Here is a 21,510-nt window from a genome sequence, read left to right as displayed (position 1 = left end):
GTCAGTACGGGAGTAATAGTTGGCTGGGGATTGAGAGAACGTACTGACTTCACGACAGAAAGAGTTGTTGGTGTGACTGTCGAGGCATTTATCTACGACGCCATCCGCACGCCGCGCGGCCGTGGCAAGCAGAACGGTTCGCTGCACGGGATCAAACCGGTTTCACTGATGGCCGGGCTGATCGACGGACTGCTCGAGCGTCACCCGGGCCTCGACCCCGCAGCGATCGAGGACGTCGTGCTCGGCGTCGTCAGCCCCCTCGGCGACCAGGGCGGATGCATCGCGCGGACAGCGGCGATGGTTGCCGGGCTGCCGGAGACCGTCCCTGGATTTCAGCTGAACCGGTTCTGTGGTTCCGGTCTGGAAGCGGTCAACGTCGCGGCCCAGAAGGTGCGCTCCGGTTTCGAGACGCTGGTGATCGGTGGCGGTGTCGAATCGATGTCCCGGGTGCCCATGGGCTCCGACGGTGGCGCCATGATGAACGACCCGGCCACGGTCTACGACACCTACTTCGTCACGCAGGGCATCGGCGCCGACCTCATCGCCACGATGGAGGGCTTCTCCCGCGAGACGGTCGATACCTACGCGGTGCGTTCGCAGCGGCTGGCGGCCAACGCCTGGGCCGACGGCTACTTCGGCCACTCGGTGGTCCCCGTGCGGGATCAGAACGGCGTCACCGTGCTGGATCGCGACGAGCACCTGCGTCCGGGCACCACGGTCGAGAACCTGGCCGGTCTGCGCCCGTCGTTCGCGGCCATGGGGGACATGGGATTCGACGCCGTCGCATTGCAGAAGTACCACTGGGTCGAGAAGATCGACCACGTCCACCACGGTGGCAATTCCTCGGGCATCGTCGACGGCGCGGCGCTGGTCCTGCTCGGAAACGAGCAGGCGGGCAAGACCTTCGGGCTCGTCCCGCGGGCACGTGTCGTGGCGGCTGCCGCCTCCGGCGCGGACAACACGATCATGCTCACCGGCCCCACCCCGGCGACGCGAAAGTTGCTGGCGCACAACGGGTTGACCGTGGACGACATCGACTTGTTCGAAATCAACGAGGCTTTCGCGGCCGTGGCGCTGAAATATCAGAAAGACCTCGGCATTCCGGACGAGAAGCTCAACGTCAACGGCGGCGCCATCGCCATGGGCCACCCGCTCGGCGCCACCGGCGCGATGATCCTCGGAACGATGGTCGACGAGCTGGAACGCCGCGCGGCGCGCCGCGCTGTCATCACGCTGTGCATCGGCGGCGGTATGGGCATCGCGACCCTCATCGAACGAGTGTGACTCTCACCGAGAAAAGGAAGATCGACCCGACATGAGCGACAACACAATTCGCTGGGAGTCCGGATCCGACGGCATCGTCCTGCTGACCATGGACGATCCGGCTCAGTCCGCCAACACCATGAACGACCGCCACATCGCCTCCCTGCGTGCGGTGGTCGACCGGCTGGTATCCGAACGCGACTCGATCACCGGCGTGATCCTGACCTCGGCGAAGAAGACCTTCTTCGCCGGTGGCGACCTCAACGACCTCATCACGGCGCGCAAGGAGAATGCCGCGGAATTCTTCGCCGGCATCGAGGCCGTCAAGGCCGACCTGCGTCGTCTCGAGACGCTCGGCAAGCCGGTGGTCGCGGCGATCAACGGCGCCGCGCTCGGCGGCGGCCTCGAGATCGCGCTGGCCACGCATCGCCGGATCGCGCTGTCGGACAACCACATTCAGATCGGCCTGCCGGAAGTCGGACTGGGGCTGCTGCCCGGTGGTGGCGGGATCGCGAGGACCGTGCGGATGCTGGGCGTGCACAAGGCGCTGACCGATGTGCTGTTGCAGGGACCCCGGATGAGCCCGGCGCGGGCGTTGCAGTTGGGCCTGATCGACGAAGTTGCCGAGAGCCCGCAAGAATTGCTCACCGCCGCCCGCAAGTGGATCCTCGACAACCCCGCCCCGGTGCAGCCCTGGGACGTGCCGGGCTACCGGATCCCGGGCGGCACACCCGCCGACGGGAGCTTCGTCGCGAACCTCCCGCTGGTGACCGCCGGACTACGTAAACAACTCAAGGGCGCGAATCTGCCTGCGCCGCGCGCCATCCTGGCCGCCGCGGTCGAGGGCAGTCAGGTCGGATTCGATATCGCGTCGACCATCGAATCGCGCTACCTCACCGAGCTGGCGACCGGTCAGGTCGCGAAGAACATGATCCAGGCGTTCTTCTTCGATATGCAGCACATCAAATCCGGTGGCTCCCGCCCCGAGGGCTATCCCCGGCATTCCTTCACGAAGGTCGCCGTCCTCGGCGCGGGCATGATGGGCGCCGGCATCGCCTATGTCTGCGCTCGGGCAGGCATCGAGGTGGTGCTGAAGGACACGAGCCTCGATGCGGCCGAACGCGGCAAGAACTACTCGGTCGAACTGGTCGAGAAGGCGGTCTCCCGTGGGCAGCTCAGCCGGGAGCACGGCGAGGAGCTGCTGGAGCGGATCCATCCGACCGCGGAGTACGCGGACGCGACCGGCGCGGATCTGGTGATCGAGGCGGTCTTCGAGGACCCGGCGATCAAGGGCGCGGTGTTCGGCGAGATCGAACCCGTGGTCGCGGGCGACGCGGTTCTGGGCTCGAACACCTCGACCCTGCCGATCACCGGATTGGCCGAAAGCGTCTCGCGGCCCGAGGATTTCATCGGCATGCACTTCTTCTCGCCGGTCGACAAGATGGCGCTGCTGGAGATCGTCGTCGGTGCGAAGACCAGCGACGCGACCCTGGCGAAGGCGATCGACCTCGCGTACGCGATCGGCAAGACCCCCATCGTGGTCAACGACCGGCGCGGGTTCTTCACCAGCAGGGTGATCATGCAGTTCGCCGCGGAGGCCCTCGCCATGCTCGGCGAGGGTTTGGCGCCGGCGTCCATCGAGCAGGCCGGGGTCCAGGCCGGGTATCCGGCCCCGCCGCTGCAACTCCAGGACGAGCTGACCCTCACCTTGGCCCGCAAGGCCAGGGAGGAGACCAAAGCGGCCGTGCTCGCCGCGGGTGAGACATGGTCCGAGAACGGCTCGGAATCCGTCGTGGACCGCATGATCGATGAATTCGGCCGCGGTGGGCGCTCGAGCGGAGCCGGTTTCTACGACTACACAGACGGCAAACGCGCCGGACTGTGGCCCGGCCTGTACGAGCACTTCCGCAAGCCCGGCTATGAGATTCCCTTCGAGGATATGAAGGAGCGCATGCTCTTCATCGAAGCGCTCGAAACGGTGAAGTGCTTCGACGAGGGGGTGCTCCGTTCGGTCGCCGACGCCAATATCGGCTCGATCCTGGGCATCGGATACCCCTCCTGGACCGGCGGTGTCGTGCAGTACATCAACGGATACGAGGGCGGCGTCGCCGGATTCGTCGCCCGAGCCGAAGAACTCGCCGCCGAGTACGGCCCGCGGTTCCAGCCGCCAGCGAGTCTGATCGCGCAGGCCGGGGCCGGGCGGTGGCCGGAGTGAGCGGCCTCAATCCTTCTGCCGCAGCGCGGGATCCGATCCCGGTGCTGGGAATCGCGGCGACGCCGCTCGTGCCCGAAAGCGACGCGGTGCTCGATGAACTGGTCTTCGACGCGGTATCGAATGCGTTGCGGGACGCTGGAATTCGCAAACACGAGCTCGGTCTCTCGGTGACCGCCTCGCTGGACGTCTACGACGGTCGCAGCATTTCCAGCGGTTTGACCAATGCCGCGAGTGGCGGCTACCTGGCGGAGTCGTACCGCATCGAGGGTGACTCCGGACAGGCGATCGTCGCCGCGGCGCAGACCATCGCCGCGGGAGACGCCGACCTGGCTCTCGCCGTCGGCGTGTACAACCCCGAGGTATCGGCGCCGGATCGACGGCGGTTCCTCCAGCAGATTTCCAATCTCGGATTCGAGCCACACTTCGACCGGCCGGTCGGCCTGACCGCGGAAACGATGTTCGGCCTGCACGCCGGCTACCTGGTCGACTCCGGCCGGATGACCGAGCAGGAACTGGCCGCGATCGCGGCGGCGGCGATCACCCGAGGCGCCGCACGCGCCCGGTCGGTCCGCACGTCGCCGGTCGCCGCCGCCGACGTGCTGGCCTCCGCACCGGTCAACGGCGTACTGCGCGAGCTCATGTTGCCGGCCGAATGCACCGGCGCCATCGCGGTGGTGCTGGGGTCGCTGGGCAGATCGCGCCGGGCGCGGCACCCGCGTGCCGTGCTCACCGGTTGGGGACAGTCGACCGGTGACACCACAGCCGACGGCCAGTGGCTCGAGGATCCGGCGGCGGCCGCGCGCCGCGCCGCGCACGAGGCCTACGAACGGGCCGGTCTGACCGCTCCCGGTGATCAAGTGCAGGCGCTGGAGCTCACCGCGGCGACCCCCGCCCTGCTCACGCCGATCGTCAACGCGCTCGGCATGAGCAAGACGGGTGTCGAATTGTCGCCCTCGGGCGGGGCATTCAGCGCGTATCCCGGCGTCGCCAATGGCGCGCTCCGCGTGCTGGAAGCGGTCTCGTGGCTGGAGGAACACGGCGGGCGTGTCGTCTCGCACTCCACCGACCTGCTCACCGGACCGGTCGCCGACACCACGACAGTCCTTGTCCTGGAGGAGGTTTGATGGCCACGCGGGCAATGATCGCCGGGGTGGGCAGCACCCCTGCCACCTCACCACGCAAGCAGGAGCGCTCGGCGCTCGAGCTGGTACAGGAAGCGGTGTGGGCCGCGCTCGCGCACTCGGGCGCCGCACCGAATTCGCTGGACGGCATAGTGATCGGCAATATCGACGGCTTCGAGGGCACCGTGCTCGGCGCCAAGCATCTCGTGCGCAGACTCGGTCTCGGGGCCGATCTTCCGGTGTCGATCGTCAATACCGGCGGCACGACGGGCGGCAACCTGATGCAGCTCGCGGCACGGCAGGTGCGGTCCGGCGACCGCCGGCGCGTGCTCTGTGTGGGCGGCCCGACCTTCTACGGCGCCGAGGACCTGCAGTCGGCCATCAACACGAATTCGCCGATGATCGTCGAACAGCCGCTGGGCATGGGCGCCTACCACATGGGAGCGTTCTATCCGAGCGCGTACCAGCAGCGCTTCGGCGCGACCGTCGAGGATTTCGCGGTGAGCGTGGTGCAGGCGCACGAGCACGCGTCACGGAATCCGTACGCGCACTTGCGCGATACCCTCACCGTCGCGGATGTGGTGGCGTCCAAACCGCTGTCCCATCCCATGACGATGGCGATGGTCTGCCCGGTGTCCACCTCGGCCAACGCACTGCTGGTCACCTCCGAGCAGAGCGCCGTCGAGTTGCGTCCGACGCCGGTCCTGATCCGCGCGATGGCGACCTCCAGCGATCCGTATCTGGGCGGCGGGAAGAACGACTTCGCCGCCATGGAGAACCTGTCGATCCTGGCCCGCAAGGTCTATCGGATCGCCGACATCCGCAACCCGCGCGAGGACATCGACGTCGTCGAACTGTTCGCGCCGTACGCACCCATGCAGCCGATGCAGCTGGAGGCCCTCGGATTCGCCCCGCCGGGCGGGGGCATCGACCTGATTCGTTCCGGTGCAACGGGATTCGACGGCGACCTGCCGACGAACCTGTCCGGTGGACCGCTGTGCACCAATGCCGGAGTCGCCGGTGAGCTGGCCCCGTACGTGTATGTCGCCCTGCAACTGATGGGCGACGCGCCGGAGGAGATGCAGGTGGCCGGTGCCCGGCGCGGCCTCGCACACGGCACCGGCGGCACCTTCTTCCAGTTCGAGAACCTTGCCATCCTCGAAAGACAGGAACGCCCGTGAGCATCACGACGCAGCGGGTCCACTGGGACCTGAACTACGACATTCACCTGGGTGCGACCTGGGGCCGTTTCATGGCGGGGCTCATCGAACAGAAGATCCTGGCCAACCGGTGTCCGGACTGCACCCGGGTGTTCGTTCCACCGCAGGCCTACTGCGAGTCCTGCTTCGTTCGCACCGGCGAGTGGCTCGAGCTGCCACCCGAGGGGATCGTCGAAGCATTCACTGTGGCTTGGCAGAGTTTTCGCGGCGGCCCCACCCCGCCGTATGCCATCGCGGCGATCCGCCTCGACGGCGCGAGCACGATGCTCATGCACTACGTGCGCGGGGTGGATCTCTCCGATCCGAAAACAGTTCGCGGACAACTACTTCCCGGCACGCGCGTGCGGGCCGTCTGGGCGGCGGACCGCACCGGCCAGATCCTCGACATCTCGCATTTCGCTCCGATCTGAACAACTCCTGGAAAGAGGACTCGTGACCACCGAGAGCGCTCTCGACGCGGAGAGACTCGCAGCGTATGTGCGTGAATTCCTTCGCGAACACGACCCCGCCACCACCGACCGGCTCGAATTCCTGCGCGCCCGTTTCGACGCCGGGCTCGCCTGGGTGCACTACCCGGAAGGCGCCGGCGGACTCGGGCTGGATCCCGTGCTGCAATCCGACGTGGACGACCTGATCGCGAACGCCGGTGCGCCGGACAACCGGCCGGAGTTGAACTTCATCGGTCTCCATATGGCCGCGCCGACCCTCCTGCGCTTCGGGACGCCGGAACAGCGGCAACGGTGGCTTCGCCCGCTGTGGACCGGAGAAGAACTCTGGTGCCAGCTGTTCAGCGAGCCCGGCGCCGGTTCCGACCTGGCTGATGTGGGAACGAGCGCGGTCCGCGACGGCGATGGCTGGATCGTCAACGGACAGAAGGTCTGGACCTCGCTCGCACATCAGGCGGACTGGGCGATTCTGCTGGCGCGCACCGACATTGCGCAGCCGAAGCATCGGGGACTGTCGTATTTCGTCTGCGATATGCGCGCTCCCGGAGTCGACGTCCGGCCGCTGCGGCAGATCACCGGCGAAAGCGAGTTCAACGAGGTCTATCTCGACAACGTCCGCATCGCCGGCGATCAGCTGCTCGGTGAGATCGGGCAGGGCTGGACGGTCGCCGGTCACACCCTGGCGAACGAGCGGGTCGCGATCGGCGCGGGCACGATTCCGCGCGAGAGCGGCACGATCGGCACGCTGGCGCAGACCTGGCGGACCCGGCCGGACCTGCGGCGGGCGGGTCTGCACGACCAGGTCGTGCGGTTCTGGGTCGAGGCCGAAGCCGCTCGGCTCACCGCGGAGCGCCTGCGTCAGCAGCAGGCGGCCGGGCTACCGGGCCCCGAGGGGTCCGGAGCGAAACTCAGCCACGCTCGGTTGAACCAGCAGATTTCCTCATTCGAGCTGGAACTCCTTGGTGCGGAGGGTCTTCGGTACTCCGACTACACCGCGCGGCGGCCCGTCATCGTCGCCGACTGGGCCGAGGAGTCGGCCGGCTGGCGATTCCTGCGCGCCAAGGGCAACTCGATCGAGGGCGGCACCTCCGACATCATGCGCAACATCATCGCCGAGCGAGTGCTCGGACTGCCTGCCGAGGCCAGGGCGGACAAAGACATTCCGTGGAAGGACCTGCCACGATGACCGACATCACGACCCCGGCGACCGGTGACCTGCTCTATTCGGAGATCGAGGAGGACCTGCGGGCGAGTGTGCGGGCACTGCTCGGCAAGCGCAGCCCCTGGGATGTGGTACTCGCCCGAACCGAAAGCGACGCCACCACCGATCTGGCGCTCTGGCACACGCTGACGGTCGACATCGGTTGTGCCGCACTGGCTGTGCCGGAGGCCGCCGGTGGCGCCGGAGCCGGTTGGCGGGAGGCGGCGATCGTGGCCGAAGAACTCGGGCGGGCAGTCGCCGCCGTTCCCTTTCTCGGATCCGCCGGCATAGCGGTGGCCCTGCTGCTCGAGCTCGGCCGGACCGATCTCCTGGGCGCGGTGGCGGGCGGAGCGACCATGGCGGCGGTCGCACTCCCGTTCAGCACCGCTCCGGGCGACTCCGTCGACGCGGTCCTGGTTCGGGACGGAAAGCTCTACGGCACAGTGACTTCGGTCGCCGATGCGGCAGCGGCCGATTTCCTCCTCGTCCCGGCGGGCGACGCCGTCTACCGGGTCGCGGCCGACGCGGCCGGGCTGCGTCGCACCGAGGTGGTATCGCTCGATATGACTCGCCCGCTGGTGGACCTCGTCTTCGACAGCGTCGAGGCCGAACTCCTCGCGGCGGGCGAGCACATCCCCGCGGCAGTAGGCGAGGCGCTGCGGATCGGCGCCGTACTGCTCGCCTCTGAACAGTTGGGACTGGCCGAACGCTGCTTCGAGATGGCGCTCGAATATGTGCGGATCCGGCGGCAGTTCGGCCGCGTGATCGGCTCCTACCAGGCGATCAAGCATCGGCTGGCGGAGCTGTGGGTGCTGCTCACCCAAGCGCGGGCGGTGGCACGGTACGCGGCCGAATGCGCGGCGACCCGGTCCCCGGATCTACCGGTCGCGGCAGCACTGGCCCAGGCGCACTGTTCGGTCGTCTCCCAGCAGATCGCCGAGGAATGCGTGCAGTTCCACGGCGGAATCGGTTTCACCTGGGAGCATCCGGCCCACCTCTATCTCAAACGCGCGAAGAGCAGTGCGATCGCGCTGGGCACACCCGAGCGGCATCGCGCGGCGCTCGCCGAACTCGTGGACATCGCAGCACCCCATGCCGAGGCCTGCTGATGAGCGGGGGCAGGCTGGCTGGGCGCACGGCCGTCGTCACCGGCGGCAACAGCGGTATCGGCCACGCCCTGGCGGTGGGCCTGGCCCGCGCGGGCGCCGATATCGCGGTGTGGACGCGCAATGTCGACCGCAGCGCATCGGTTGTCGAGGAAATCCACGCTCTCGGCGTGAAAGCGATTGCGGTGCAGTGCGATATCGCGGACGAACGGTCCGTGGACTCGGCGATGGACCGCACGGTCGCCGAGCTGGGGCCGCTCGGCTGTTTCGTGGCGAACGCGGGAATCGCCGAGGCCGCACCGATCACCGAGATGTCGCTCGACACCTGGCATCGGGTGTTGCGCACCAATCTCGACGGTGGTTTCCTGTGCGGCCGCGCCGCCGCGCGCCGGTTCGTCGCGCAGGGGGACGGCGGTTCAATCATCGTCGTCTCCTCGACGATCAGTCGCTACGGGGGAGCGGGGCAGGCCGCCTACGCGACCAGCAAGACCGGTCTGCTCGGACTCGCCCGCACGATGGCGGTGGAACTGGCCCGCCACCGGGTCCGGTGCAACATCCTGATCCCGGGCTGGACCCGCACCGCGATGAACACCGATCTGCAGGCGGACGAACGGTTCATGCAGGCGACCACGGCGCGCACACCGGCACGCCGGTGGGCCGAGCCGCGCGAATTCCATGAGGTCGCAGCCTTTCTCGCGGACCCGTCACTGACCTTCCACACCGGCAACGAAGTCGTTGTCGATGGCGGCTACACGATCTTCTGATTACGCGGATTCCGGAAAGAACAGGAAACACGATGTCCATCCACAGCCTCTGTCTGCCCCTATGGCCGAGCAGTGAGGAAAAGGAGCTGCGAGCCGCCGTCGCAGGAATTGCCGGCCGGTTCGGTCATGAGTACTACCGGTCCAAGGCGGCCACCGGCGAACCCATGACCGAGTTGTGGGAGCGATTGGGGCAGGGCGGATATCTGGGGGTCAGCATCCCCGAGGAATACGGCGGCAGCGGCGCGGGGCTCACCGAGCTCGCCATCGTGCTGGAGGAATTGTCCGCGGGCGGCTGCCCGGAACTGGCCCTGGTGTTGTCCCAGGGCATCGGGGGCAGCGTGCTGGCACGGCACGGCACCGAGGCGCAGAAGCGTCGCTACCTGCCCGGAATCGCCAGCGGCGCAGAGAAGTTCGTTTTCGCACTGACCGAACCGGACGCCGGTTCCAACTCGCACAATGTCGCTACGTGGGCCAAGCGCGACGGCGATGACTGGATCGTGCGCGGCACCAAGTACTACATCTCGGGAATCGATCACTGCGACCACTTCCTGCTGGTGGCGCGCACCGGTACCGACGAACGGACCGGACGTGGCCGGCTCACGCTGTTCGTCGTCGATGATCCAGCCGTCCGTGGCCTGAGCCGCCAGCTCATCCCGACCGCACTCGGTGCTCCCGAACGTCAGTTCACCCTGTTCTTCGACGATGTCCGGCTGCCCGCCGAAGCCGTTGTCGGCGAGGTCGACAACGGTCTGTCCGCACTGTTCGACGGCCTGAATCCGGAGCGAGTGCTCAGCGCCGTCATCTGCACCGGCGTGGGGCGGTACGCGATCGACAAGGCGGTCCGCTACGTCAAGGAACGCAATGTCTGGGGTGTCCCGGTCGGCACCTATCAGGGCGTCCAGCACCCCCTTGCCGAGGCCGCCATCGAGCTGGCCGCAGCCGAGGCGATGGTCTGGCGGGCCGCGGCCGAGATCGATGCCGGCCTGCCGGCGGGCGAGACGGCGAATATGGCCAAATTCCTCGCCTCCCGTGCGGGCTACAGGGCGCTCGACGCCGCGATCCAAATGCACGGCGGCAACGGCATGTCCCACGAGTACGGTCTCGCGGATCTGTGGGGCATCGTGCGGCTGCAGCAGGTCGCGCCGGTGTCGACGCAAATGGTGCTCAACCACATCGCGCAGCACGGCCTCGGGCTGCCGAGGTCGTACTGAGGAGTTGCGGGACATGACAATGACTCTCGACGAGTTGCGCACACTCGAGGGAACACAGCTGCCCGGCGACGCCCTCGTCATCGAACCGCACGAGAACGCGATCCTCGAGCACGCCGTGCGCGCGCCGCGCGCCGAGCCCGGCATCGCCCATCCGATGTGGTTCGTGGTGATCTCCCTGCGGTGCACGGGCATCAGCGTGGACGAGCTGTGCGAACTGGCGGGCAAGTCCGAGGACGACACCCTCTTGTTCGGCAGCTGCGAGATCGAGCAGCGGGCGCCGCTGAGCGTCGGCGCGCGCTACCGCGCGCAGGCCCGTATCGCCGCGACCGGCTCACGCACCTCGCGCGACGGTTCCCGGCTCGACAACCTGAACGTGCGCCTCGAGATCTTCGACGGATCGGGGGCCTGCATGGGCGCTGTCACCAGCGTCTACCTGTTCAAACGTGGAGGCGCACAGTGACTCTCACACGCGAGGTGCGGGCCGGAACCCCGCTGCCCGAACGCCGGATCGACGCGGTGAACCCGGACCACATCAGGATCGTCGCACTCGTTCTGCGGGATTCCAATCCGATCCACTTCGACCTCGGCGCGGTGGCGCGTGCCGGCTTGGGCGACCGTGAAGTCAATCAGGGCGGCACGACCATGGCCTACGTGCTGGATCTGCTCGCGGAATGGGCCGGCACACGCAGCGCCCTGCGCCGGATCGACTGCTCCTTCCGGGCCAATGTCTTCGCCGGCGACGACGTCCTCGTCGGCGGTGAGGTGACCGCGGTGACCGAGGACGGGTCCGGCCTGTTGGTCGACTGCGATGTGTGGGCCGAGGTGGACGGCCGTCGCGTCATTGCCGGCAGTGCCACCCTCGCCCTGGAGTGAGGCGAAAATGCAAGGCGCAGAAGGGAATCGGCCATGACGACAGTTGGCGACTTCGACCCTGTTCAGATCATCCACGGCTTCGCCCGCACCCGTCCGCACGATGTCGCGTTGCGATGCCAGGACTCGGTCCTGACATTCGCCGAGCTGGACGCTCGGGCCGACCGGGTGGGCCGGGCGCTGATGCGATCGGGCGTCACCCGTGGACAGCGCGTCGCCTACCTCGGTCGCAACTGGCCGGAGTTCTTCGAAGTGCTGTTCGGATGCGCGAAGATCGGGGCGGTGCTCGCCCCGTTGAACTGGCGGCTGACCACTGCTGATCTCGCCGAATTGATCTCCGACGCCGAGGCGCGGATCGTCGTGACCGACGAGGAATTCGCCGATGCGGCGCCATCCCGGGTGACCAGGGTGATCATCGGTGCGGGCTACGAGGCATGGCGTGATGCCGAGAATCCGGGGGACGCGAGCATCGTTTCGAGACCCGACGACGCCTTCATCCAGTTCTACACATCGGGCACCACCGGTCTTCCCAAGGCCGTGATCATCACCAATCGCAACCTGGCCCATTTGTTCCAGGCTGCTCGATGCTGGCGGGTCGACGCGGAATCTGTTGTGTCCGTTGTGATGCCGCTGTTCCATATGGGTGGCTCGGCGTGGGCGTTCGTCGCTCTTTTCCGCGGGGCGCAATGCGTACTCGCCCCTGAATTCGATGCCGCGGCGCTGGTCTCGGATATCGGACGGCTGAAGATCACGAATGTCCTTGTCGCGCCGTCGATGCTGCAGATGATGGTCGACGTCCTCGACACCGGAAAGGCGGACTTCCCGGCCCTGCGATCCATCGTCTACGGCGCCGCACCGATATCGTTGCCGCTCCTGCGCCGTGTCCAGGAGCGGATCGACGCGCCGTTGATCCAGGTGTTCGGGCTGACCGAAACCTGCGGCGCCATTGTTCAACTGGACCCCGAGGATCACCACGGTGATCTGCTGGCCTCGGTCGGAAAGCCCTACCCGTGGGTGGAGGTCGAAATCCGTGACCCTCACACCGAATCGCGGCTGCCCAGCGGCAGCGACGGTGAGATCTGGGTGCGTGCCGGGCAATGCAGCGAGGGGTACTGGAAGCGACCGGACGCGACGGCCCAGCTGCGAGCCCCGGATGGATGGCTGCGCACCGGCGATGTAGGCCATTTCGACGACTCGGGCTACCTGTTCGTCACCGACCGGCTCAAGGACATGATCATCACCGGCGGCGAGAACGTCTACCCGGCCGAAGTGGAGCGGGTGCTCGTCACGCATCCCCAGGTCGCCGAGGTCGCTGTGATCGGCGTCCCCGACCGTACCTGGGGTGAAGCCGTCGCGGCGATCGTCGTGCCCCGCCGAGGCGCGCAGCTCGGTGAGGCCGCCTTGATCAATTGGGCGCGTCCGCGCATCGCCGGTTTCCGTCGCCCCCGCCGCGTCGTGTTCATCGATTCCCTGCCGCGGAATCCGAGCGGCAAGGTGCTCAAAGGCGAACTGCGCCAGTACTTCCCGAACCGGCCGTGAGAGCACGGATACAGACCATCCAGCCAATTTCAGGAGCAATAAGTGAGTTCAGGAGCAGAGAAGATGAGTACCGACAGTGCCCGGACAGCCATCGTCACCGGAGCCGCACGCGGCATCGGCGCGGCCACCGCGAAGGCTCTGGCCGCCGAGGGATGCGCCGTCGCGGTTCTCGACCTCGACGAGGCCGCATGCAAGACGGTCGTCGAGGAGATCGAGGTGGCAGGTGGCCGCGCTCTCGCGGTGGCCGCCGACGTCTCCGATGAGGACGGCGTGACCGCCGCCGTGCAGCGTGTCGCCGCTGACCTCGGCGCACCCACCGTCCTGGTGAACAATGCCGGAATCATCCGCGACAACATGCTTTTCAAGATGACCGCGGGCGACTGGGACGCGGTGATGAACGTCCACCTGCGGGGCTCGTTCCTGATGAGCCGGGCGGTGCAGTCCTACATGACGAGCGCCGGGTGGGGCCGGGTCATCAACCTGTCCAGCACTTCCGCGCTCGGCAATCGCGGCCAGGCCAATTACTCCGCGGCGAAGGCCGGCCTGCAGGGCTTCACCAAAACACTCGCGATCGAACTGGGCAGGTTCGGCGTCACCGTCAACGCGATCGCGCCGGGATTCATCGAAACCGAGATGACCGCGGCGACTGCCGAACGCATGGGACTGTCGTTCGAGGAGTTCCGTGACGCGGTGGTCAAACAGATCCCCGTCGGCCGGGCGGGCAAGCCCGAGGACATCGCCGCCGCGGTCTCCTTCCTCGCGGGGGAGCGGGCGGGGTACATCTCCGGCCAGGTGCTGTACGTCGCGGGCGGCCCGACCGCCTGATCCGGCAGAAGGACGAAAGATGATGATTTTCAACGGAATCGCCGAGCTGCCGACGGCAGTCGGCACGCATCTGGGCTACGGCGACTGGTTGACCGTCACCCAGCAGCGGGTGGATCTCTTCGCCGACGCGACCGACGACCACCAGTGGATCCATGTCGACCCGGAGGCAGCGGCCGCGGGGCCGTTCGGTGCCCCCATCGCGCATGGATTCCTCACCCTTTCCCTGATGTCCGTGCTCACCGCGCAGATCTGGCGTGTCGAGGGCTTGCAGATGGGAATCAACTACGGCTGCAACAAGGTTCGATTCCCCGCTGTGGTGAAGGTGGGGGACAGGGTCCGCGCCGGCGCCGAACTCAGTGCGGTCGAACCGACTCCGGCGGGAACGCGGATGACGATCACCGCGACCGTCGAGATCGACGGCGGCGCCAAACCGGCCTGTGTGGCCGAATGGCTGCTGCTACTCGTGGATTGAGCTACGCGGCCAATTCCGGAACAGCACGAAACGGAGCCATCAGCCATGCATTTCACCGAAATCGACTATGCCGTCACCGACGGAACGGCAACGATCACTTTGGAACGGCCCGACAGACTCAACGCATTCACCTACCGGATGGCGCGTGAAATCGTCGCCGCATGTGATCTGGCCGACGCCGACGATTCGGTCCGGGCCGTGATCGTGACGGGGCGCGGGCGTGCGTTCTGCGCGGGCGCCGACCTTGATCCAGGCGCGGGGGAGTTCGACCAGACCCGGTACACCGGTCCGGTCTTCGACGACGGCACCGCGCGCGACGGCGGAGGCTATGCGTCCCTTCGTATCGCCGCCATGCAGAAGCCGGTGATCGGAGCGATCAACGGCGCCGCGATCGGGATCGGTTCGACGCTGACCCTGCCCATGGATATCCGAATCGCTTCCGAGAGTGCGCGATTCGGGTTCGTCTTCACTCGGCGCAGTCTGGTGCCCGAAGCCGCGTCGACCTGGTTCCTACCGCGGCTGGTCGGTATGTCGCGGGCGATGGAGTGGGTCACGACGGGCCGGACGTTCGGAGCGGCGGAAGCACTCGCGGGCGGCCTGGTCTCGCGGGTGTGCCCGGATGACGCTCTGCTCGAGACGGCCTACGCGCTGGCCGCCGAGATAGCCGAGAACGTTGCCCCGGTGGCCTTCGCCGCGGCCAAACAGATGATGTGGGCGATGGCCGAGGACGGTGGCCCGTGGGTCGCGCACCGGCTGGAATCTCAGGTGCTCGGGGCGCTCATCGGCTCCAAGGATTTCGCCGAGGGCGTGGCCGCGTTCCTGGAACGGCGGAAGCCCGCGTTCCAACTCGGTCCCGCTGCCGACCTCCCCGCGATGGTCCCGGTGTGGCCTCGCCGATCGGGCTGACCGATAACGGCGTCACGGTCGTCATCCGACGGTGGAGGGAGGTCGGTTCACTGTGCCGGATCGGTGAGATACAGCGTGTTCCAGATGATTTGGGTCAGGGCGGCGGCGAGCGTCTCGTCGTTCTCCGGTTCGGTGTTACGGATCATCTGGTAGCAGACGCGTTCGACCATCCAGGTCAGGGCGCCGGCGATCTCCTCGGCGGGCATGGGGCGGATGCGGCCGCCGGCCTGTCCGCGTTCGATGATCTCGCGAGTGGTGTTGCGAACGCCATCGATCAGTTCGTTGAAGACTTCGGCGATGCCCTGATCGTAGGTGGCTTCCTCGACGACCGCGGACAAGATCAGGCGGCGTTGCCGATAGGTCGCGAGGACGTTTTTCATCGCTTGCTGTAGATCATCGGGATTGTTCCGCTCGGCAGCCAGCCACCAGGTCTTGGCTGCTTCGGATATTTCGGTGAGTGCCTGCTGCGCCAATTGGCGCAGGAGTTGTCCCTTGTCCTCGAAGTAGAGATAAAACGAGGCTCGGGAGATGCCGGCAGCGCCGGCCAGCCGATCGACGCTCAGTTCGGCGAACGTCAGGTTCTGCTCGCTCATCAACGTCTCGGCCGCATCGAGCAGCCGGCCCTCGAGGGCGATTCGTTTTTCTCTGCGCCGTGGCTGTGAACTGCGAGTCATCGGTGGCATCGGTGGCTCCAATCGCTCTGTGCGGCATCGTCGATTCTCGGTCGAGGTATCAGGCCAGCCTAGTCACAGGCTGCCTTGACAGAGGTTTAGACACTGTGTCTTGACACACTGTCTAACTATGGCTAGCGTCACATTCAGCGATGGTGGCCGCAAGGGCCGCATCCGCAACGCCTTCGATTCGTCGGCACCGCGTCGCTTGGGGCGAGCGGGAGTGCGACGACATTCAACTGTCATCGACAAGGGAGTCAGATGTATCCCGGCGCGTATGTTTCTCAATTTCCCGACAAGCCGGCCGCGGTTCTCGCGTCTACCGGCGAGACGCTCACGTACCGGGATCTCGATCGGAATTCGGCACGGTTGGCGCGATTCCTCCACGACGTCGGGCTACGCCGCGGCGATCACATCGCGGTGCTGGCCGACAATCATCCTCGGGTCTTCGAAATATATTGGGCCGCAATGCGTTCCGGCCTGTACATCACGGTCGTCAACTGGCATCTCACGCCCGCCGAAGCCGCCTACATCATCGACGACTGCGGGGCCGGTGTCCTGATCGCGGCGGCGTCACTGGCCGACCTGGCCGAGCAGGTCGCCGGCGAGGTGCCGAACGTCCGTGTCCGCCTCGCCTATCACGGATCCGTCGACGGCTACGACTCCTACGAAGCGGCGCTGGACAAGTCGTCGCCGGAACCGTTGCCGGACCAGCCGCGGGGATCGGACATGCTCTATTCCTCGGGCACGACCGGCCGGCCCAAGGGCATCAAGCCGCCACTGCCCGACTGTCAGGTCGACGAGCCGGGTGACAGCTACGTCGCGGTGTTCGGGCACATGTACGGCTTCGATCAGGACAGCGTGTATCTGTCCCCGGCCCCGATCTACCACGCCGCCCCGTTGCGATTCAGCGGAGTCGTCCAGGCGCTGGGCGGGACCGTGGTGCTCATGGAGCGATTCGACGCCGAGGAAGCGCTGGCGACGATCGAGCGGTATCGGGTGACCCACAGCCAATGGGTCCCAACGATGTTCGTGCGCATGCTCAAGCTGGGCGAGGGCGTCCGCGACCGGTACGACCTGTCGAGCCTGCGAGTCGCCGTGCATGCCGCCGCGCCCTGCCCGATCGAGGTGAAGCAGGCGATGATCGACTGGTGGGGGCCGGTGTTGTACGAGTACTACTCGTCGACCGAGGGCAACGGCATCACCTTCATCTCCACCGAGGAGTGGCTGCGCAAGCGCGGCTCGGTCGGCCGGGCCGGCGCCGGAATCATCCGGGTCTGTGGCGACGACGGCGCCGAGCTTCCCCCGGGTGAGACCGGAACGATCTACTTCGAGCGCGACACGCCGCCGTTCGTCTACCACAACGATCCCGATAAGTCCGCGCACACAAGGCATCCGGCCCATTCGACCTGGACCACCACCGGCGACCTGGGCTACGTGGACGACGAGGGCTACCTGTTCCTCACCGACCGCCAGGCTTTCATGATCATCTCCGGTGGCGTGAACATCTATCCGCAGGAGATAGAGAACTGTCTTGCCCTGCACCCCAAGGTTTTCGATGTCGCCGTGATCGGTGTGCCCGATCCGGAGATGGGCGAAGCCGCCCTGGCGATCGTGCAACCCGTCAGACACTCCGACGCGGGCCCGGAGTTGGCGGAGGAGCTGCGGAACTACCTCCGCGACCGAGTCGCCGGTTTCAAGGTGCCCCGTCGCGTCGAATTCACGCGCGACCTACCCCGCACACCCACCGGAAAGCTTGTCAAGGGCAAGCTCCGCGACCTCTACCGGTAGACCCTAATCGCCTTTAGGAGACAACAATGCTGATCAAAGCCGCGGTGCTGCGCGCCCACGACAAGCCGTACCAGATCGAGGACGTCGAGCTGGCGGAGCCGGGGCCGGGGGAAATCCGCGTGCGGATCGCCGGCGCCGGGATGTGCCACAGCGATCTGCTGCCGAGGGTGCCGAACTACGTCGCCAAACCGCCGATCATCACCGGGCACGAAGGCTCCGGAGTGATCGAGGCGGTCGGCTCCGGCGTCACCGGCCTCGAACTCGGCGACCACGTCGTACTGTCCTTCGATTCCTGCCGGTCGTGCACCAATTGCCAGTCCGCGCAGTCCGCCTACTGCGACACCTTCCTCGCCAGGAACCTCGTCGGATTCGGCGTCGACGGTTCCACCCCCGTCACCGACGCGGACGACAAGCCGGTCGCGGCCCGGTGGTTCGGCCAGTCGTCCTTCGCCACCCATGTGCTGGCATCGGCGCGCAACGCCGTGCGGGTCTCGAAGGATCTGCCGCTGGAACTGCTCGGCCCGCTGGGCTGCGGCGTCCAGACCGGCGCCGGTTCGGTTCTCCTGGCGCTCGATGTCCGGGCAGCGTCGAGCATCGTGGTATTCGGGGCGGGTGGCGTCGGCCTGAGCGCGGTGATGGCGGCCAAGGTGGCCGGTGCGGCCACCATCGTCGCGGTCGACCTCAACCCCGCTCGACTCGAACTGGCTCGGGAGCTGGGCGCCACGCATACCTTCGACGGAGCCGACGAGAACCTGGCGGCGGCCCTGCGGGAGGTAACCGGCGGCGGCGCGCATTACAGCCTCGACACCACCGGCCTCCCGGCGGTGATCTCCACCGCGATCCGGGCACTGCGGTCCACCGGAACCTGTGGGCTGGTGGGCATCCAGCGAGGTGAGCTGGTGATCGACCCGTCGGACCTGGCCGTCGGCCGTACCGTCACCGGGATCATCGAGGGCAGTGCCGTCCCGCAGGTGTTCATCCCCCAGCTGATCGCGCTGTGGGAGCAGGGCCTGTTCCCGTTCGACCGGCTCATTCAGACCTTCCCCCTCGACCGCATCAACGACGCCGAACAGGCGACCCTGTCCGGCGCAGTTGTCAAACCGGTACTGATTCCTGCCTGAGATCTGTTGCAGGACAGCGGATTCGATCACAAAGGAAGCGCAGCATGCGTGAATACGACTCCTTCTACATCGGCGGGACCTGGGTCCGGCCGAGTGGCGAAACCCCTCCGATCGCCGTCATTTCCCCTACCGACGAGCAGAGTTTCAGCACCGTTCCGTCCGCCGGCCCCGCCGACGTGGACCGTGCGGTCGCCGCGGCACGCGGCGCGCTGACCGCCCCGGAATGGGCCGGGCTCACCGCCGAGCACCGGGCCGCGCTGCTGGAGCGGCTGGCCGATGAGTTGCAGAAGAATCTCGCCGATCGTGCGGCGCTGACCACCCGGCAGAACGGAATGCCGATCGCGGTGGCGACTTTCGCCGAGGGCTCGGGGCCGGTCGGACTGCTGCGGTATTACGCCGCCCTCGCCCGGACCATCGCCTTCGAGGAACTTCGGCCGCGCGCCGACGGCCTGGGCGACACACTGGTCCGGCGTCAGCCGGTCGGCGTGGTCGCGGCGATCGTGCCCTGGAACTTCCCGCAGGCGCTGACCATGGCCAAGGTGGCGCCCGCCTTGGCCGCGGGGTGCACCGTGGTGCTCAAGCCCGCCCCCGAAACGTCCTTGGACGCATTCGAACTCGCGGCCGCCGCCGAGCGAGCGGGGTTGCCCGCCGGCGTACTCAACGTGGTCACCGGCGGCGTCGACGCCGGTGAGCACCTCGTCGCCCATCCGGGAGTGGACAAGGTCGCCTTCACCGGATCCACCGCGGCGGGCCGTCGCATCGGCGAAGTATGCGGACGCCTGTTGCGGCCGGTCACCTTGGAGCTCGGCGGCAAGTCCGCGGCGATCGTCCTCGACGACGCCGATCTCGCCGACACCATCACCGGCCTGGCAACAGGTTCGCTGCTCAACAATGGCCAGACCTGCTACCTGTCCACCCGAATCCTCGCCCCGCACAGCCGGTATCGGGAAGTCGTCGATGCGGTCGCCGGTCTCGCCAACGCATTGACAGTCGGTGATCCCATGGATCCGGCCACCCACGTCGGCCCCTTGGTGAGCCGACGACAGCGCGACCGGGTGGAGTCCTATATCGCCGCGGGGAAAGCATCGGGTGCCCGGGTCGCGGCGGGAGGCGGGCGACCGGACCGAGAACAGGGGTGGTTCGTGCAGCCCACGGTCTTCGCGGACTCGGACAACACCTCGGTGATCGCCCGTGAGGAGATCTTCGGCCCGGTGCTGACCGTGATCCCCTACGGCGATATCGACGAGGCCGTGGCGATCGCCAACGACTCCGAATACGGTCTCGGCGGCACGATTTGGACCTCCGACCCCGAGAAGGGAGTCGAGTTGGCGCGGCGAGTCGAGACCGGCTCCATCGGCGTCAATTTCTACAACCTGGACATCGGTGCGCCCTTCGGCGGGGTGAAAGCCAGTGGACTCGGCCGGGAATTCGGCCCGGAGGGGCTGAACGCCTATGTCGAACTGAAGTCGATTTATCTTTCCCCGCGGGGGACCGCACGATGAATGCTCTCATTTCCACTCGCCCGTACGATGCGATCGACCTGTCCACGCGTGCGTTCTGGTCCACCACCGCAGCCGATCGCGAGCGGAGTTTCGCGGTCCTGCGCGAGCAACGGCCCGTCAGTTGGCAGCGCCCCCCGGAGTCGTTGCAGCAGAACCCGGATGCCGTGGGCTTCTGGGCGGTCGTGCGCCATCGCGACATCGTCGAAGTCAGTCGCCGTCACGATGTCTTCATCTCCGGTAAGGGCGTGCTGTTCGCCGACATGCCCGAGGAAGCGCTCGAAGCCACCCAGTCTTTCCTCGCCATGGATCCGCCACGGCACACCAAGATTCGCAAATTGGTCAGCGCGGCCTTCACCCCGAGGCAGGTGAAGCGCATCGAGGACCAGATCAAGACCAATGCCGCGGACATCGTGCGCGAACTCGCCGCCGCCGGCAGCGGGGTGGATTTCGTGCGCCAGTGTTCCAGCCTGCTTCCGTTGCGCACGTTGGCGGATATGGTCGGTATCCCGGAGGATCGCCGTGTGGAAGCGGCCGAGGCCGCCAACGACCTCGTGTCACTGAACGATGAGGTGCACCTGGCCGGGCGTGATCCGCTCGGGCTGCTCGTGGTCCAGACCATGTACCTGCACCAACTGGCGCTCGAGATGGCCGAGCGGCGGCGGGCCGATCCGGCGGACGACCTCATGACCAACCTTGTGCAGGCCGAGATCGATGGGGAGCGGCTCACCGACAAGGAGATCGCCGCGTTCTTCGTCCTGCTGTGCGTCGCCGGTAACGACACCACCCGCCAGACCACGAGCCACGCCCTGCGGGCCCTGACCGACTTCCCGGAACAACGGGAGTGGCTGATGGCCGACATCGACGGCCGGATCCCCACTGCCGTCGAGGAATTCGTGCGCTGGTCCACGCCGGTGATGACGTTCCGCCGCACCGCCGTAGCCGACTACGAACTGGGCGGCCAGGTGATCAAGGCCGGTGAGAGGGTGGTCATGGTCTATCCCTCCGGCAATTGGGACACCTCGGTCTTCGCCGACCCCGACCGGCTCGATCTGAGCCGTGATCCGAACCCGCACTTGGGTTTCGGCGGCGGTGGCCCCCACTTCTGCCTCGGCAATCATGTCGCCAAAACTCAGTTGCGGGCGCTGTTTTCCGAACTGCTGCGCAATATTCCGGATATTCGGGCCAGCGCGCCCGAGTACCTCGTCGGCGACTTCATCCACGGCGTCCGCGCGATGCCGTGCGAATTCGGCGCGTGAAGGAGTCACA

The 21,510-nt window shown here is 67.0% G+C and carries 20 protein-coding genes; 19 read left to right on the top strand and 1 reads right to left on the bottom strand.

The genetic code is table 11. From position 1 onward, the window contains the following. Positions 1–72 precede the first annotated feature (72 nt). The 15 genes from H0264_RS26445 to H0264_RS26375 all read left to right on the top strand — a co-directional run bounded on the left by H0264_RS26445 (position 73) and on the right by H0264_RS26375 (position 15,159). A complete protein-coding gene (locus H0264_RS26445; protein WP_181580057.1) occupies positions 73–1,284 on the top strand; it encodes an acetyl-CoA C-acetyltransferase in 1,212 nt (403 codons plus the stop codon). 31 nt (positions 1,285–1,315) lie between these two features. After that, positions 1,316–3,478 (top strand): 3-hydroxyacyl-CoA dehydrogenase NAD-binding domain-containing protein, encoded by a 2,163-nt coding sequence (locus tag H0264_RS26440; protein ID WP_181580056.1) that lies wholly within the window; start codon positions 1,316–1,318, stop codon positions 3,476–3,478. Continuing rightward, entirely contained in the window at positions 3,475–4,602 is a 1,128-nt protein-coding gene (locus tag H0264_RS26435) for a beta-ketoacyl-[acyl-carrier-protein] synthase family protein (RefSeq protein WP_181580055.1), read from the top strand. The genes H0264_RS26440 and H0264_RS26435 overlap by 4 nt, the downstream gene beginning before the upstream one ends. Beyond that, on the top strand, positions 4,602–5,780 hold the full coding sequence (locus H0264_RS26430) for a thiolase family protein (protein ID WP_181580054.1): 1,179 nt from the start codon (positions 4,602–4,604) through the stop codon (positions 5,778–5,780). The genes H0264_RS26435 and H0264_RS26430 overlap by 1 nt, the downstream gene beginning before the upstream one ends. Then, positions 5,777–6,229 (top strand): Zn-ribbon domain-containing OB-fold protein, encoded by a 453-nt coding sequence (locus H0264_RS26425; RefSeq protein ID WP_181580053.1) that lies wholly within the window; start codon positions 5,777–5,779, stop codon positions 6,227–6,229. The genes H0264_RS26430 and H0264_RS26425 overlap by 4 nt, the downstream gene beginning before the upstream one ends. A 22-nt stretch (positions 6,230–6,251) precedes the next feature. Then, complete coding sequence (locus tag H0264_RS26420) at positions 6,252–7,451, top strand: acyl-CoA dehydrogenase family protein (protein WP_181580052.1); 1,200 nt, start codon at positions 6,252–6,254, stop codon at positions 7,449–7,451. Next, positions 7,448–8,575, top strand: a complete 1,128-nt coding sequence (locus tag H0264_RS26415) for an acyl-CoA dehydrogenase family protein (protein ID WP_181580051.1) — start codon at positions 7,448–7,450, stop codon at positions 8,573–8,575. The genes H0264_RS26420 and H0264_RS26415 overlap by 4 nt, the downstream gene beginning before the upstream one ends. Further along, positions 8,575–9,336, top strand: coding sequence for an SDR family NAD(P)-dependent oxidoreductase (locus H0264_RS26410; RefSeq protein ID WP_181580050.1), 762 nt, complete (start codon positions 8,575–8,577; stop codon positions 9,334–9,336). Before H0264_RS26415 ends, H0264_RS26410 begins: the two co-directional genes overlap by 1 nt. Before the next feature lie 53 nt (positions 9,337–9,389). After that, on the top strand, positions 9,390–10,547 hold the full coding sequence (locus H0264_RS26405) for an acyl-CoA dehydrogenase family protein (RefSeq protein WP_220140086.1): 1,158 nt from the start codon (positions 9,390–9,392) through the stop codon (positions 10,545–10,547). Positions 10,548–10,560: 13 nt separating this feature from the next. Continuing rightward, positions 10,561–11,007 carry a hypothetical protein gene (locus H0264_RS26400; RefSeq protein ID WP_181580048.1) on the top strand — a complete coding sequence of 149 codons (447 nt, stop codon included), beginning with the start codon at positions 10,561–10,563 and terminating at the stop codon, positions 11,005–11,007. Beyond that, the gene (locus H0264_RS26395) at positions 11,004–11,420 is read left to right on the top strand and encodes a MaoC/PaaZ C-terminal domain-containing protein (RefSeq protein ID WP_244975951.1); all 417 of its coding nucleotides are present in this window, start codon (positions 11,004–11,006) and stop codon (positions 11,418–11,420) included. Before H0264_RS26400 ends, H0264_RS26395 begins: the two co-directional genes overlap by 4 nt. A gap of 33 nt (positions 11,421–11,453) precedes the next feature. Beyond that, the gene (locus H0264_RS26390; RefSeq protein ID WP_181580047.1) at positions 11,454–12,956 is read left to right on the top strand and encodes an AMP-binding protein; all 1,503 of its coding nucleotides are present in this window, start codon (positions 11,454–11,456) and stop codon (positions 12,954–12,956) included. 63 nt (positions 12,957–13,019) lie between these two features. Then, positions 13,020–13,781 (top strand): 3-oxoacyl-ACP reductase FabG, encoded by a 762-nt coding sequence (gene fabG / locus H0264_RS26385; RefSeq protein WP_181580046.1) that lies wholly within the window; start codon positions 13,020–13,022, stop codon positions 13,779–13,781. Positions 13,782–13,800: 19 nt separating this feature from the next. Further along, a complete protein-coding gene (locus H0264_RS26380; protein WP_181580045.1) occupies positions 13,801–14,253 on the top strand; it encodes a MaoC family dehydratase in 453 nt (150 codons plus the stop codon). Positions 14,254–14,298: 45 nt separating this feature from the next. Further along, positions 14,299–15,159: an enoyl-CoA hydratase-related protein gene (locus tag H0264_RS26375; RefSeq protein ID WP_181580044.1), complete on the top strand. Its 861-nt coding sequence runs from the start codon at positions 14,299–14,301 to the stop codon at positions 15,157–15,159. A gap of 47 nt (positions 15,160–15,206) precedes the next feature. On the opposite strand, the gene H0264_RS26370 is transcribed toward H0264_RS26375, so the two are convergent. Beyond that, positions 15,207–15,842, bottom strand: a complete 636-nt coding sequence (locus tag H0264_RS26370; RefSeq protein WP_181580043.1) for a TetR/AcrR family transcriptional regulator — start codon at positions 15,840–15,842, stop codon at positions 15,207–15,209. 249 nt (positions 15,843–16,091) lie between these two features. Here H0264_RS26370 and H0264_RS26365 point away from each other — a divergent pair, with 249 nt between their 5' ends. The 4 genes from H0264_RS26365 to H0264_RS26350 are packed head-to-tail and all read left to right on the top strand — an operon-like array spanning position 16,092 to position 21,500. Next, complete coding sequence (locus H0264_RS26365) at positions 16,092–17,621, top strand: acyl-CoA synthetase (RefSeq protein ID WP_181580042.1); 1,530 nt, start codon at positions 16,092–16,094, stop codon at positions 17,619–17,621. Positions 17,622–17,647: 26 nt separating this feature from the next. Next, positions 17,648–18,742, top strand: coding sequence for an NAD(P)-dependent alcohol dehydrogenase (locus H0264_RS26360; RefSeq protein WP_181580041.1), 1,095 nt, complete (start codon positions 17,648–17,650; stop codon positions 18,740–18,742). Between the two features lie 44 nt (positions 18,743–18,786). Further along, positions 18,787–20,244, top strand: a complete 1,458-nt coding sequence (locus tag H0264_RS26355) for an aldehyde dehydrogenase (RefSeq protein ID WP_181580040.1) — start codon at positions 18,787–18,789, stop codon at positions 20,242–20,244. Next, complete coding sequence (locus H0264_RS26350) at positions 20,241–21,500, top strand: cytochrome P450 (protein ID WP_181580039.1); 1,260 nt, start codon at positions 20,241–20,243, stop codon at positions 21,498–21,500. Before H0264_RS26355 ends, H0264_RS26350 begins: the two co-directional genes overlap by 4 nt. The last annotated feature ends 10 nt before the right edge of the window (positions 21,501–21,510 follow it).

It is taken from the genome of Nocardia huaxiensis (assembly GCF_013744875.1).
Lineage (GTDB): Bacteria > Actinomycetota > Actinomycetes > Mycobacteriales > Mycobacteriaceae > Nocardia > Nocardia huaxiensis.
Note: the sequence above shows the minus strand (reverse complement) of the source record. Positions and strands in the feature narration are given on the sequence as shown.